This is a genomic window from Paenibacillus mangrovi (assembly GCF_022898935.1).
GTDB lineage: Bacteria > Bacillota > Bacilli > Paenibacillales > Paenibacillaceae > Paenibacillus_AQ > Paenibacillus_AQ mangrovi.
Genome location: NZ_JALIRP010000009.1, coordinates 150355 through 165569 on the forward strand (window position 1 = coordinate 150355; position 15215 = coordinate 165569).

10 protein-coding genes and 1 pseudogene are annotated in these 15215 nt (G+C 42.9%); 7 read left to right on the plus strand and 4 right to left on the minus strand.

Annotation, left to right across the window (positions count from 1 at the left end):
* Nucleotides 1–228 precede the first annotated feature (228 nt).
* A complete protein-coding gene (locus MUG84_RS20960; RefSeq protein WP_244728528.1) occupies nucleotides 229–3117 on the minus strand; it encodes a DEAD/DEAH box helicase in 2889 nt (962 codons plus the stop codon).
* Between the two features lies 1 nt (nucleotide 3118).
* Nucleotides 3119–3517: a (deoxy)nucleoside triphosphate pyrophosphohydrolase gene (locus tag MUG84_RS20965; RefSeq protein ID WP_244728531.1), complete on the minus strand. Its 399-nt coding sequence runs from the start codon at nucleotides 3515–3517 to the stop codon at nucleotides 3119–3121.
* 603 nt (nucleotides 3518–4120) lie between these two features.
* On the opposite strand from MUG84_RS20965, the pseudogene MUG84_RS20970 reads away from it, so the two are divergent.
* The 3 genes and pseudogenes from MUG84_RS20970 to MUG84_RS20980 all read left to right on the plus strand — a co-directional run.
* Nucleotides 4121–4384: pseudogene (locus tag MUG84_RS20970) on the plus strand (restriction endonuclease); the annotation flags it as partial.
* A 30-nt stretch (nucleotides 4385–4414) separates the two neighbouring features.
* Nucleotides 4415–5128: a nuclease-related domain-containing protein gene (locus MUG84_RS20975; RefSeq protein WP_244728533.1), complete on the plus strand. Its 714-nt coding sequence runs from the start codon at nucleotides 4415–4417 to the stop codon at nucleotides 5126–5128.
* Nucleotides 5129–5446: 318 nt separating this feature from the next.
* Nucleotides 5447–7837, plus strand: a complete 2391-nt coding sequence (locus MUG84_RS20980; RefSeq protein WP_244728535.1) for a polyprenyl synthetase family protein — start codon at nucleotides 5447–5449, stop codon at nucleotides 7835–7837.
* An 84-nt stretch (nucleotides 7838–7921) separates the two neighbouring features.
* Here the strand turns inward: MUG84_RS20980 and MUG84_RS20985 are convergent, their stop codons facing one another.
* Both MUG84_RS20985 and MUG84_RS20990 read right to left on the minus strand, forming a co-directional pair.
* Nucleotides 7922–8713 (minus strand): Cof-type HAD-IIB family hydrolase, encoded by a 792-nt coding sequence (locus tag MUG84_RS20985; RefSeq protein ID WP_244728537.1) that lies wholly within the window; start codon nucleotides 8711–8713, stop codon nucleotides 7922–7924.
* Between the two features lie 35 nt (nucleotides 8714–8748).
* Nucleotides 8749–9489 (minus strand): SIS domain-containing protein, encoded by a 741-nt coding sequence (locus MUG84_RS20990; RefSeq protein ID WP_244728539.1) that lies wholly within the window; start codon nucleotides 9487–9489, stop codon nucleotides 8749–8751.
* Nucleotides 9490–9702: 213 nt separating this feature from the next.
* Here MUG84_RS20990 and MUG84_RS20995 point away from each other — a divergent pair, with 213 nt between their 5' ends.
* The 4 genes from MUG84_RS20995 to MUG84_RS21010 all read left to right on the plus strand — a co-directional run bounded on the left by MUG84_RS20995 (nucleotide 9703) and on the right by MUG84_RS21010 (nucleotide 15199).
* The gene (locus MUG84_RS20995; protein WP_244728541.1) at nucleotides 9703–10467 is read left to right on the plus strand and encodes a DeoR/GlpR family DNA-binding transcription regulator; all 765 of its coding nucleotides are present in this window, start codon (nucleotides 9703–9705) and stop codon (nucleotides 10465–10467) included.
* 275 nt (nucleotides 10468–10742) lie between these two features.
* Nucleotides 10743–12380 (plus strand): extracellular solute-binding protein, encoded by a 1638-nt coding sequence (locus tag MUG84_RS21000; protein ID WP_244728543.1) that lies wholly within the window; start codon nucleotides 10743–10745, stop codon nucleotides 12378–12380.
* A gap of 62 nt (nucleotides 12381–12442) precedes the next feature.
* Nucleotides 12443–14185 (plus strand): DUF4838 domain-containing protein, encoded by a 1743-nt coding sequence (locus tag MUG84_RS21005; RefSeq protein WP_244728545.1) that lies wholly within the window; start codon nucleotides 12443–12445, stop codon nucleotides 14183–14185.
* Between the two features lie 60 nt (nucleotides 14186–14245).
* A complete protein-coding gene (locus MUG84_RS21010; protein WP_342346136.1) occupies nucleotides 14246–15199 on the plus strand; it encodes an ABC transporter permease in 954 nt (317 codons plus the stop codon).
* Nucleotides 15200–15215 lie beyond the last annotated feature (16 nt).

Consider the following 15215-nt stretch of genomic DNA (forward strand, 5'->3'; position numbering starts at 1 on the left):
TGATTTTTAAATCGTAGGAAGAACATCGGTATTAAAATGAAGATTTTTTCTTTTAATTGGTCTTTTCTCTCTAGTTCGAGTAGAACTACACAGTGGAATAATTAACGGAATTTTTCAATAGCAATTAACTAAGTAAAAAGCATGCCGACGTCGATTTATAACCGACGTCAGCTTTCTAATTTTCTAAGATTTTAGGATAGGATTCTTAAAAATTATCAATCAGTTCTTTTAAGACTCAGTCAAATACCCATAAAGCTTACTCTCTATCGATCGCTCTAATACTAGATTCATATGAACGACAGGAATGAATTCATCATTCTTGTCGAGCATATAAGCCTGAACGGCGCTTTCCTGATCCGGGTGTGCTTTTCCCAAATAATAAAACTCTGTTCCTTCTGCATCGTCCTTTTTCACGAACACATGAAGGTCGATCATCCGATCGTCAGCCTCAATAATGGTTTTAACTTCTTCGGATTCAAGCGTTCGTCTACTTCTTGTTGACCATTTCAACACTTCAGAACTAACAAACTCCTCCTGATAATTAGTACTTGCCTCGACTCCATCATGTTTATGATAGGTTACAAAGATTGGACAGGTCTGATGCTTCGTTTTATATCCATACATAGTGGAGCTTTCATCGTTATGCCAATTCAATAGTTTACAGGAATCCTTACGTGAATATTTCTTATACAGTGTGAGTTGCTCACTACATACATATTGTTCACTTATACGAGAAGCGGTATGAATAAGATCTGATACTATTTCACTGAAGTAAGAGTTGTTTTGCAAGGAATTCTTCATTACCGGATGGAGCACGAATTGCTCATCTTGCATAAACATAACGACTGGGGTTGTTCCATATTTCTTCCGCGTTGGTTCTGTGAAGAAGGACATGTCCAGAACACGTTTGACGGAGTCAATCGTTTGGGTATCTGTTGAGCAACCATGTTCAGTAAGAGCGTAAACATACTCCTCGTAGGTTACTTGTTCCTTCTTAAATAGCAATTCAAGCAATATGATTTCATGCCGACGCTTTCCACTTAGAACCTCAGCAGATAACATCACGACATATTTATGTTCTTGCTCTGATAATTGCGGAATAGTTTCTTTGATTTTCTGTAAAAAATGATAATAGCTAGAGTGCTCATCCGTAAAAATTAGCGGATCAATGGAATCATTTTCAACATAATCTATTAATCGAGGTATTCGATTTAGTCGATTTTTGAGTTGGAAATAGGCTTCCCTAAGTATCTTCAATGCTGTCAAATTGCTATTGCTAATCGAACGGAAAATCTGATGCCTTGCAACATCTTCGAAGTTGATCGTCGAAACACCTTTAATATAACTAGTGTCCTTCATATGACGACGGATGTTGTCCTTATTCTGAGACTTGTCTCCAGATAGAGCTACTGGAATCAAATAATTATTCTTATAGTTTCCAATAAAATCGATAATGGTGACGAATTCCTTGTCTGAATGTTTACGCAGACCGCGTCCTAGCTGTTGAACAAACACGATACTTGATTGGGTCTGTCGCAGCATGACGACTTGATTTATACAAGGAATGTCGATCCCCTCATTAAAAATATCTACGGTCAGGATATAGTCCAGATCTCCAGCTTCAAGGTCAGTTACGCAGTGGGTACGTTCTTCTTGACTGTCATCGCCCGTCAAAGCTCTGGTTCGGTAGCCTCGAGTATTTAAAATGTCGGATAGCTGCATAGCTTCTTCCTTACGACTACAGAAGATTAGTCCTTTTACAGCTTCTCCAGAATAACCATAGTATTCGATTTTCTCTATCAAATATGAGACTCGCTCATTAGCAACTAGCTGAGAGAGCATGGTTGTATCGTCAATCGTTTGACCGTTATATTCAAAATCTGTAACACCAAAATAGTGAAACGGACATAACATATCTTCTTCTAATGCTTCCTGCAAGCGAATTTCATAGGCAATATTGTAATCGAACAATTCATAGATATTAAAATCATCTGTTCGTTCTGGTGTTGCCGTCATACCAAGCAGAAATTTAGGTTTGAAATAATCAATAATCTTATGATAGGAGCTAGCTCCAGCTTTATGGACCTCATCTATTAAAATATAATCGAACTCCTCTGGATCAAAATTCGATAAAGTTGAGCTTTTAGAAATCGTCTGGATTGTAGCGAATAGATATTTGGCATCTGTATCTCTGCTAGTTCCAGATAAAATGCCGTAATCACTGTCTTTACCGCCAATGATTCGCTGATAATCGATCATGGCTTTTTGCAGGATCTGCTCACGATGCACAATAAATAGCATCCGATTGGGAGCAAAGTTTCTTACGTCAAAAGCAGAAAGATAGGTTTTTCCTGTACCTGTAGCGGATATAACCAAGCCTTTATGTTCCCCTGACCTCCGTAGATCCTGCAAGTTCCTTAACGCATTCTTCTGCATTTTATTTGGCATAATCGAGCTGAAGACAGACTTTGGGGTCTCCGGAGTCAGAGGTAGCACTCTGCGGGCCATTCGATCTGCCTTTTGTACCTCTTCATATAAAATTTGATAGGCATCGATCCATTTTTCCGTTAGTGGAATAGCTTTATCCCATATCTTTTCAAATTCGCTTTGAAACTGTTCCAGCAGTCCACCATATTTAAAAGAGGTTAATTTCACATTCCATTCATAGTTGGATTTTAATGCTGCAGCTGTCAAGTTCGAGCTTCCCATAATGATCGTGGAATAACCTTCGTGTTGAAAGACGTACCCTTTGGCATGAAAGCCACTTAGATCCGTCAACCGAACTTCAATATTTGTGATCTTCAGCAGCTCTTTATAGATTTTTGGTTGGTTGAAATTTAGATAATTGGAGGTAAGGATTTTACCTGTTATTCCACGCATCTTTAGATCGGCCAGATGAGACTTTAGCGTGGCAAGTCCACTCTCAGTTATAAATGCCACGGAAAAAATGAAGGATCGACAGTGATCGAGTTCCTCCAATAAAGGAGTAAGCACATAATTACTGGTCTCTATGTTGTTAACCAGAAGCTTAGGCTTGTATTTGTCCAAAGATTCCTGTTCTTGATTAATGAACGCCCAGCTTAAGGAATTGTTTAAATGCTGAATAGAGTCTTCCATCTTATTTAATCAGCTTCTCTTGAATTTTTTTCACAGCGGGTATATCAGCAGGTGCCCAATCCAGAGACATTAACTCATTTGGTGAGAGCCAAGAGATAGCCATGTGTTCCGTCAATCTAGGCTTTCCGCTTATCAGATGGCAATAGAAAGTGGTTAGATGAACAAAGCCAAAATCGTATTCATGTACGGTTGTTTCGATCGCCTCTCCAATCTCAATAGTACAATCCATTTCTTCGTCGATTTCACGTTTTAATGCAGCTTGAGGTGACTCGCCTTCCTCAATCTTCCCACCTGGGAATTCCCATTTGTATGCTAATGTTTTTGTAGCTCCACGCTGAGCACACAGAATTTTTCCATCTTCGATAATTACAGCTCCAACGACATGAATATGTTTTTTCATTTTAAATTATACCTCCGGTTATGTAGCTTGATATATAGCGAATTCGGCAATTAATCTTATTCTATTATAGTTTCAATGATTTGGGCTATATACATTGATGAAAGGAAAACTTGATCGGTTTGGTTCTACAAGCGTTATATCGATAGATTGGTGTAGCTGATATGCAATAATTAGATAGTTTACGTGAATTGCTGATCGTCTCGGGTGGACGTGGCATTTACACGGCACTGTATACATCCAAGTATATTTTCGATAGGGCTGAAGAAATAGCAGAGCTAAAATTGGAGACGGAAGAGGACTTGCACAAATGGCGAGAAGAAAGACGTGCGGATGCCGTTAAAGTGGAGCTTGATCATGTGCAGGTGGATTTGGCAAGGAGTGTGCTCGGAATTCATAGAAGGCAGTAAAAGCGGACGTCTGGCATTGATCGAAATATATGATTGTTAATGAATCTGTTTTCGTAGAATGCTATAATTTGGATGGTCCATACACATCTTGAGTGGGCGCACTCCTCCTTGTGAAGGAGGTGATGCGATGAAGCATTTCGTTCGGTGAGGTGATAATCTTCGGGATCTTCTTGTTTGCTTTGCTGACGATAGCGAGGTTGATCTGATACTTCGTGGTAAAGAAGGATATAAGATTGCAGTACAGTGTAAACGCTGGAAGCAAAATGTAGGGAATGACATAGTTCTTAGATTAAAAGCAGGAAAGCAAGTGCATGGGTGTTACGATGCATGGATAGTTACGACGAGTAATTTCACCAAGGATGCTAGAAGAGACGCTGAACGATTAAACATTCATTTGATTAATGGGATTGCGCTCGAGAACAAGTTAAATGCCAGGAAAAAGAAAAAAAGAATTGGATAAAACACCAATACATAAGGATGGAGTTCTCGCATGCTGAAAAAACTAGTGTCCATGTTTAAATCTCATGATGCTCCAAATAAGAAGTCGGTTCAAACAACGAATAAAGTGAAAACATCAGGAGGAAGCAAGCCCGAAGTTCAACCAACTCGCATCGGTGAACTCGGTGAATATAAAATAAATATTCAGCTGGATCAGCTACCTAGGGAATGTATGTATTTGAGCGATTTGATGATTGCCAATACTAAGTCCCGTACGGGTTATTCGCAGATTGATCATGTGGTGATCACGCCCCAAGGTTTGTTTGTGATTGAGACGAAGAATTATACAGGTGAGATCAAAGGCAAAAGAGAAGAAAAAACATGGACGGTAAGTAATCGTTTTAGAATGTATAACCCCTTCATGCAGAATTATGGTCATATTCAGGCAATTAAGGGGTACCTTCCGAAATATAAAGAGATACGATTTATCTCCTTGGTTTCCTTTACTATGCGTTGCCGATTTAGTGTTGACCCTGAACTTAGAAAAATTCAATCGGATGATCTTATTGTGTATGATGTTGAATTGTCTGAATATATTCAGCGAAAAATGAACCGGATTCAAGTGGAGAAGTTAGATAAAGAATTATCTGAATCGGATATTCAGACAATCTACAATTCATTGCTAGAGGTAAATATCACAGATCCAAAAGTTCGGGCTGAGCATGTAGAGAAGGCTGGTAATTCTAAAAAAACGAAGCAGCAATAATCGTTATGTGATAAATTCAATTCTAAGAAAAGAGATAACGTTATTTTGCGTTATCTCTTTTTCATTGCAAGCGTCCTCGTCCTCGTATGAGGATGAAGTGAACAAATGGCGTTAAATCCGCATACATTGTTAGACTTCATCATGACGGGTTGGAAAGTATTATTTCGTGCAACCCAAAACAATCTTCCTCGTATAAAGGTATGATTCTTCATTGAGAAGAAGTTGGCGCAACAAGCATTCTTCCTTTAAATTATCATAAATTCCCGGGTTATGAATCGGATATGACTCTAACTCTTTTAGAAACCGAGGGAACATCATATGAATACACATTATATAAATCATGCCGGACCCGATGCTAGCTATCGTCTAGCAGAGGAGAAGGCAGCTCAATATTTTTCAACTCTTAATGCTCAGGTAAAGAATCAATCTTTCCTGCCCATCTTGACCAATGACATTCAGCTCTGGAAAAGAAATCATATCTCTAAGCCATCGTTATTATCCTTGTTTTCAAAGAAAAAGAAGGGGCCGGATTCGCGAGACTATGGGCGATATATTCAATGGCTGAATTACACAGGCAAACTAGATGATTATCTGGATCGAAGCGTTTCTTACATTTATATGAGGGATCTAGGTAAAGCCTTGGATTCACCTGAGACGAAGAACCGTATTCAAAGAATTGTTGCCGATGTAAAGAGGTACGTTCTGCAATTGAAAGCGGGAGAGAGCGATAAACTTCCAGCGACGTTGGACTTGGCAGAGTTGTATCGCGGGTCGCAGAAGCTTGGGATTGAAGCATCTACGATCTGGCTTATCGACAAACTCAGGGGAGTGGCTGCCCATATTCCTGAGGGGATGAGCGCCGAACATGCAGAGCGAAAGCTGCTCAAGATCATTATCGGCGTCATGATGCATGTATACGAAGAATTAGATGCAGATGTATCTCCTTCTGTAAGGGCACAGAAACTCAGTGAAGCGATTCGACTTGGCTATTCCTATGGCCTAACTTATCCCTTCATCGATGATCTGTTGGATTCCCATGTATTAACTCCGGAGGAGAAGGAGCAATATTCGCACATGATTCGCAGTGCGCTTCTTACAGGGATTGTTCCAGAGATAAAATTATGGACGGGAAGTAATCAAGAGCTCATTCAATATATCCATGCAGAGCTTAAAGAAGCATTTGAAACGATCGAGAATATTCAAAGTGAAGAGTCCAGGCAGGTTTTCTTCGAGCAATCCTATGTCTTTTTTCAATCTCAAGAACAGGATCGTGCCAAAAGCCTTGCTTACGCAAGTTACACCAATGAGGAGCTCTATATTCCGGTTATTTTGAAGTCTTCATCATCACGACAAGTTGTTCGATCCGTCATTGCTGCTTCGGTAGATGATGGCTTCGATCATCGCACATTTTATTATGGCCTTTACAATCAATTAGCAGATGACTTTGCCGATATGTTTGACGATATGAACCACGGTGCCGTCACTCCATATACCTATTATTTAAAATACCGACACCAGCGTCCTGATCTCATGAATCCATTTGAATTATATTGGGCGGTTATTCATCACCTAATTCATGGCGTGCATCATTCCGATTCCAGCACAAGAGAGGTGATCTTGGATCGTGCCATTAATGGTCTGAAGCGCTGCAAGGAGCGCGTAGGAACGGAAAAATATAACGAAATCATGGATATCTTTGCTTCCGGAATTCCTACATTTAACAAGCTTGTTCAGCAAATGGTTTGGAAAGCGAATGACGTGGACTTCTTTGATAAGCTGCTGCGAGACCAACTTGTTACAGCTCTTCGTAATAATCAGAGGGAGAAGGAAGAATTCTTTAACACCATTGATAAAGCACGTGATCAGATCAACAGCGTCTTAAAGATACCAAAGGAAGACGGTATCTCTCCCATGAAAGAGCCGCTTATCGATGCGGCCAATTACAGCCTGGAAGGTGACGGCAAACGGTTGCGTCCGATTCTGTCTTGGACTATAGCCGTTAACACATTCGGTCTGAATGCGTCCGAGATTGTGCCTCTTCTGCGATCCATTGAGTATATGCATACGGCCTCTTTAATCTTTGATGATCTGCCTTCACAAGATAATGCCTCCATAAGGCGTGGCCGTCCAACTCTGCATCAGGTGCATAATATTGCGACAGCCGAATTGACAGGACTATTACTCATTCAAAGGGCGATTAAAGAGCAGTCGTCGCTTAAGTCTTTTGATCCGAAGGCTGTACTCGCCCTGATGCAATATTCCGCGCATAAGACAGAGGAAATGTGCATGGGGCAAGCGATGGATCTTGATTCCAAGGGGAAGGTGCTGAATCTCGATCAGCTGAATATGATTTGTTTTTATAAGACAGGAGTCGCTTTTGAAGCCTCCCTTGTCATGCCGGCTATTCTCGCTCAGATCCCTGAGAAAGAGATCGAAACGCTAAAGAAATATGCCTATCATGCCGGGATTGCTTTTCAAATTAAAGATGACTTGTTAGATCTGGAAGGGGATACGCACGTACTTGGAAAACCTGTTGGTCAGGATGCTCAGAATAACAATTCGAACTTTGTGTCCATCCTTGGCCAAGGGGGCGCCAGAAAAGAGATGTGGGAGCACTACTGTCTGGCGATGGAAGCATTGAAGGACCTGCCGCGCAATATTGCGTTCCTCCGTCACTTGCTGAATTACTTTGTCAATCGAGATCGCTGATAGAGCTTTGAAAGTAGACAGAAATTGAGGCAGGCTGAAGGAGGTGTCCCAAAAGTCTAAAACGACTTGGGGCACCCCCTTTATTTATTTCATGCACAACACGCCAAGCTGAGCTAGAGCGTAAGCCACACCATCCTCCTCACAATGCTTCGTAACCATATTTGCTTTTTCCTGCACGTAGGCAGGCGCGTTTGCCACGGCTACCGAATAACCTGATTCAGCAAACATAGGCAGATCATTATCATGATTGCCGATGGCTAGCACTTCTTCTGTGGCAATCTGGAGGTGCTGCTTCAGATAACGAAGTGCTTCCCCTTTGTTGGCCTGAACATGGGTAATTTCGATGTTGTGGTTATCACTCGGATGTATTTGCAGCGGGAGGGCCTTAAGATCCTCGATAATGGCGGCAAGCTTAGCGTCATCGTCTTGAACGAAGATTTTATAATAGGTTTCATTCAGGGGGATCGGACCAACGCTCACTGGTAAATCCGGGTAATCCCGTCGAATGGAATCGACCAAATGGGATTCTTGCGCTGCAAACATGGCATCTCGTGTATAAATCCGATAAAGAGCTTGGTGCTTCTCAATCGAATGTAGGATGTGGTGTATATATTCAGGCGGGATCGGATAGGATATAAGATCCTTTTGAGCCTGAATATCATACACGTTGGCGCCGTTACTGGCGAACAAATAAGCGGCGCCTTGAAATTTATGCGCAAAGGGCAGCGCTGCTGCGAACATTTTCCCGGTGATGACGGCGACGATGGTACCTTGGCTAATGACTCGGTTCACGGCTTCGCGGTTGATGTCGCTTAGATGCAACCGGCGATCAATCGTTGTACCATCCAGATCCAAAGCGATTAATTTGAATTTCATGATGCCTCCTAAGTATGAAGAAAATAAATTACATTTTATTGATAATGAATCTGCTGCTTGTATTGCTCCAGCAGCTTTTGGTTGTGTTCATCGCCGCCTTCCAGATTAGCCGAAAGAAAGACAGGCGGAGTTATCCCGCGCTGGATCAGGAGATCGATCGTTTGCGAAATAACAGCATGCATCATCGTGACGCCGGTGACGGTTGAGAGTGGAGCTGTTTTTACTTGTAATCCTTCGATCGACAAGACCGCATCTCCCTTCACTCCCATGACATCCAGAACAATATCCGCTAATTCAAACAAACGTTTGCCGCTGGAATGCCTGCTCTTAACATCATTCGAGTAGATCATCGATGTTAGAGCGATCACCTTAACCCCTTTATTTCTTGCCCACAACGCCAGTTCAACAGGCACTGTATTGCGCCCGGAAACGGAAGCGATGATAAGCACATCGTCTTTCTTGAGCGGCGTCTCCGAAAGAACTGCCTCGGCGAGTCCGGATATTCTTTCGAATTTGGTTGTACGGGTGGAAGGAAAGGTCTCCAAAGTCATCCCCGGAAGAAAAATGGGATTCACCAGGATAAAACCGCCGGCCCTGTAGAAAACCTCTTGAGCGAAGATGCTGGAATGACTGCAGCCCGTAATGTAAATCGAGCCTCCGTGTTCTACGGTATCTGCTAATAAAAGCGAGGTCTGCTGCATCGCCCCACATTGTTCGTGCAATACACGATCTAAGTTTTCCTTTACCGCTTGAAAATAACGCTCAATTTGCTGCATAGCACACTCTCCCCGCATACTATTTTGGTCAGCCCATTGGATGTTATCATTTCGTTCGTTTTCCTTGTGGTTAGATTTTATCTCCGATTCATTTCGTTGTCAAACGGTTCTCTTTCGAATGGTTTCTTGGTATAGTATGATTAGTTGCATTACTAAGCTGAAGGAAAGAGTAATCTTATATACAGATAGATGGGGGTAGAGGAGATGTACGGCATGCAGCGTAGAGCTGAGATTCTGAAGTTGATTAAAGAGAATGGCTTTAAACGTGTTTCGGAGTTAAAGGACATCTTTCAAGTATCTGAGGTTACTATCCGGTCTGATCTGCGAATGCTCCAGGAGGAAGGGAAGATTGAACGCAATTACGGAGGCGCCATGATGAAGGAGGAGCTAGAAACTCCGTCATTCTCAGAGACTTCAATGCTTCTTAGCGAACCGAAAGCGGCCATTGCGCAAGCAGCAGTTGAATTGATTCAGCCCGGGGACAGTCTGTTTCTGGACGGAAGCTCGACAACGCTGCTGCTGGCCAAGCTGGCCCGGAATATCGAAAATATTACGATCATCAGCAACTCCATTCCGATCTTTGAGCAGTTAAAAGAAATCACGACGGCAACGCTCATCGGCATCCCCGGCAGCTTAAATCCGAGAACCCAAACGTTTGTCGGACCTTATGCGGAGAAGATGATCAACGATCTCAGAGCTACGAAAACATTTATCAGTCCCAAGGGCGTATTGCTGGAGGGGCTGCGTGATATCACAATGGTTGAAGCGGACATTCGAAAACGAATGATGGATTCAGGAAATGAAGTGATTGTGCTGGCGGATCATAGCAAATTCAACAACAATAGAACTTTGATTCCGATTGATAGCTTTGATGCGGTACATACGATTATTACGGATCAGCGGCCGGATGAAGCTTTTATGAGTATTTTTGCAGAAAAGAACATTCGAGTGATTGTTGCAGATACGCATGATGATTAAAGATTGGATGTAACGTTTGGAAGAAGAGGCTGCCTCTGAAGTAGATATGATCTACTTGGGGGCAGTTTTTTTGTCCAAACCTTCAAAAACGAAAGCGACACAAGTGATAATTTTCGATTTCTTATTTTGTAATCGCATTCAATTTATTTTTATTGACATTTCCAGTTCCAGGAATCTATAATCGAAACAAATTCGAAAATAAAATAGCTTTCGTACTTCGATTATTTTCTATTTCAAAAGTTTATTTTCGAAAATGACTTTTAAGGGGGAATAAAATGAAGAAGAGAGTACTTTCGATGACATCCTTTTTTCTAATTGTCGTTCTTGTTATGGCAGGATGCACGGGGAAAGACAGCCCCGCAAATGAAGACGGAAGCAAAACAGCGCAAGAGGATAACGGTAAGAGTCAAACCAGCAATATCACCAGTTGGGACAGCCCGGACTTGTCCTGGAAAAAAAGTACTGAGCCTGTAAGCTTCGATACGTATATTGATTTTGATTGGTATCAGTTAGACACTTGGGGCAAGGATGATGTATCCAAAGAAATCACGAAAAGAACCGGCGTATCCCTCAATGTAACGAAGAGCTCCGACTTGAATCAACTGCAAGTTTTGATAGCCGCGAATGAATTGCCTGACCTTGTATTTACTTCGAATTTGGTAGAACGCTTCTATAATCCCGACATTGCTTATCCACTCGACGAATTAATCAAGAAATATACCCCTGAAATGATGAATTTACTCGATCCCGTAGAAATTGCGAACAATACCCAGCCTGACGGCCACTTCTATGCTTTGAAAACGCACTACAATAACGACGCAGCTTGGAATGATCCTAGAAACCTTCCGTCTCCCGGGGATCCCGGTTTTTATGTTCGGGAAGACATTATGCAGGAACTCGGCAATCCGCCATTGGAATCGATGGAAGATTTGCTGAACATTTATAAGATGGTGAAGGAGAAGCATCCTGACATGATCGTCTACCTACCGCATCCAACATGGACGAACCCTTTGATGGAAATGATGGGATTGACGGGTCAGAGTCCTTATGTGGATGCAGACGGTAAAGTACATGTTGGCTTCAACAATCCGGGTTTTGCGGAGTATTTCAAGTACATGAATACGCTGTTCCGTGAAGGTTACTTAAGTGCAGAAAGCTTCGCTTACAAGCCGGAGCAGTTTTCACAAATTATGAAAAGTGGCAATGTTTTCTCTGCTTCTTACAACGCCGGATTAGCCGACGATATTAACAAGGTCTACGACGAGAACAGCATCAAGGCTCATTTAGTGCCTGTCCTTAAGGCGTTAACGTACAAAGGAGAAGCGAAGCTGAAGCCGGTTGATGCATCCGTAGGCTGGGCAAGTTTATTCGTTCCCAAAACCAACAAAAACCCTGAGCGAGCCATCAAATATATCGAATTCTTAAAAAGTCCCGAAGGCGATGCGCTGACTCAATGGGGAATTGAAGGCAAGCATTACACGTTGAATGCAGATAAGCTGCTGGTGCGTCCGGAAGGATTCAATGAATTGAAGGTAACCGATACGGGAATCGGGCCATGGTATTTCGAGGCCAGCGGCCTCGGAGAGGGTGTTGCTACATCTTCTGGCGCTCTCAGCAATCCTAAATACAGTTCCTCCGTCGATTTGTTGAAGTTCAGAAAGAAGTTATATGAACGTAATCCAGCACTTGCGTTTGTGAAGCCGAAAGCCGATACGGATGAGTTTAACATCAATGTAAAATTGACCGAATTATACACCAATGCAAGAGTAGAGATTATTACGGCTCCAAGTGAAGAAGAAGCCATGAAGAGATACGAAAAAATGATGTCTGATGCTAACAAAATCGGCATGGATAAGCTCGAAACCTACATGAATGAAGCGTACCAGGAAGCGTTAAAGAAATACAAAAAGTAGTAAATATGCTGGGGGGATTTATCCCCCTTTGCTTCATTATCCTTATCAATGGAGGGAGATCAATGAATAACGAATGGATTCTGGTTGACAAAGGTGCGACGAATTGGACGATCGTTGTCGGAGAGCAGGCTTCACCATCGGAGATCTATGCAGGATCGGAATTGCAAAAGTATTTACAGGAAATATCGGGTGTAACCGTACCGATCAAAAACGATGAAGGCCCGGTCTCAGCCAATGAAATCGTAGTAGGCTTTAACCTTCATATGTCCGACCTAGCATCATCCATTGATTTCGAGCGGCTTGGCAACGATGGATTTGTGATTCGTACGATCGAAAATCGTATCGTTATCGCAGGAGGAGCTCTTCGCGGAACGCTATACGGTGTGTATACATTTTTGGAGAGCTTTTTAGGGTGCAGATGGTTCAGCTCTACGGTAAGCCGCATTCCGAAGCGAAGTCGTATATCGGTCGGCAATATGGATATCGAGCAGGTTCCTGTGCTTGAATATCGTGAGCCTTTTTTCTTCTGTGCGTTTGACGGAGACTGGGCGGCGCGCAATAAATCGAACGGCAACTTTCCGAATTTGGAAGAGCGTCATGGCGGGAAGACGGAATACACTTCGCTGTTTGTACATACTTTTGATCACTTTATACCGGTTAAGGAGCATTTCGATACGCATCCGGAATACTTTTCAGAGGTCAATGGGGAGCGGATTGCTGATAGAACACAGCTGTGCTTGACCCATCCGGACGTTCTGGATCTGATGATTGTGAAGGTAAAAGAATACCTCGATCAGCATCCGGAAACCCGTATTTTATCGGTATCGCAAAATGATTGGTACAATCCATGCCAATGTGAGGCCTGCCGTGCGGTGGATGATCACGAAGGCAGCTACAGCGGAAGCCTGATCCATTTTGTGAACAAGGTTGCGGAAGCCATTGAGCAGGATTATCCGGAGGTAGCCATTGATACCCTTGCGTACCAATATACCCGTAAGCCTCCGAAATTCGTGCGGCCGCGGCATAATGTGATCGTCCGGCTGTGCAGTATCGAATGCTGCTTCGCGCATCCGCTGGAAACATGCCAAGAGCTGGCTTCCTTCAGGAGCCGAGAAGAATCAGGCGCTTCCTTTGCTCAAGATTTAATCGGATGGGGCAAGGTGTGTGAGCGAGTCTATATTTGGGATTATGTCACGAACTTCTCGAATTATGTGATGCCGTTCCCGAATATCCGCGTATTGCAGCCGAATATCCAATTTTTTATCCGCAATCATGTCAAAGGCATTTTCGAACAGGGCAGCTACGAAAAGGGCGGAGGCGGCGAATTTGCCGAACTGCGAGCGTATGTGATTTCCAAGCTGCTGTGGGACCCGGAATACAATGTGGATATAGCCATTAATGAATTTTTGACCGGTTACTATGGAATAGCCGCTGCTCCGCTGCGTCAATATATCGATATGCTGCACGACAAAGTGGAGCAAGAACATATTCACACCGGAATTTACGATCCGCCTACCAGCGAGTATTTATCCAAAGAGCTGATCGAGAAATCCGCGGCATTGTTCGACCGGGCTGAGATCCTGGCTGATAACGAGGAGATTGCGTACAGAATTCATATTGCCAGACTCCCGATCCGTTACGTACAGCTTTCCACGATGCCGAAAGACGTTCCGAACAGACAGGAGCTAATCGATCAATTTTTTGCAGATGTTAGAGCAGCAGGCATCACCGCATTGTGGGAAGGCCGGAGCCTGGAGAAATCCAAGCAGCTGATGGAAGAGGGAACCGTTTTTGTTCATGCATAAATCGCAGAGAGCAATGTAGAGGTGAGGTGCAAGACGTGTAAGTGATTCTGATGCCAGGAGGTGGGGGGCTTGAATTCTACTCAAAAGTTTTGGAAGAGGTTTCAGAACCAGAAATTTTATCAGATCTGCGCACTGATGGGCATTGGGTATTTACTAGTATTTGCTTATGTTCCAATGGTCGGGCTAATCATTGCCTTTAAGAACTTCAAATTATCTTCTGGCATTCCTGGATTTTTCACCAGTGAGTGGGTAGGGTTCAAATGGTTCTCGGAATTTGTTCATGATATCAACTTTTGGCAAATCATCAGAAATACGGTTGTTATTAGCTTGCTGAAGATCGTGTTCACGTTTCCGATTCCGATTCTTTTTGCGATCACATTAAATGAAGTGCGAAAAGAAGGTTTAAAGCGGTTCGCGCAAACCGCAAGTTATTTGCCCCATTTTATATCGTGGGTCGTCGTATCGGGGATGCTCTTTTCTTTCCTGAATTCGCAGAATGGGGTCATTAACCAATTATTAATGAACTTTGGACTTATTGATAAGCCCTTATCTTTTCTAGCCAGCGCTGATTATTTCTGGCCGATGCTCGTGCTTAGTGATATCTGGAAGGAAATGGGGTGGTGGACGATCATCTTTCTGGCGGCTATTGCCGGTATTGATCCCACCTTGCATGAAGCGGCCGTCGTTGACGGAGCGGGAAGAATGCAGCGTATTCTGTATGTGACACTGCCAAGTATTAAACCGACGATTATTGTCGTGCTTATTCTGGCACTCGGTAACCTGTTCGGCGGAGGGCTGGGAGGATCGAATTTTGAACAGGCATATTTATTGGGGAATCCCGTAAACAACAGTGTTTCAGAGATTATCCAAACCTATACCCTGAAGATGGGTCTTGCTCAAGGCAGATATTCTTACGCGACCGCGATCGGCTTAATTCAATCTGTGATTTCATTAACGCTGATATTAATAAGCAATTATTCCGCGAAGAAAGCGTCTGGCGTAGGATTATTCTAATCGGGGGAGGAGTCAT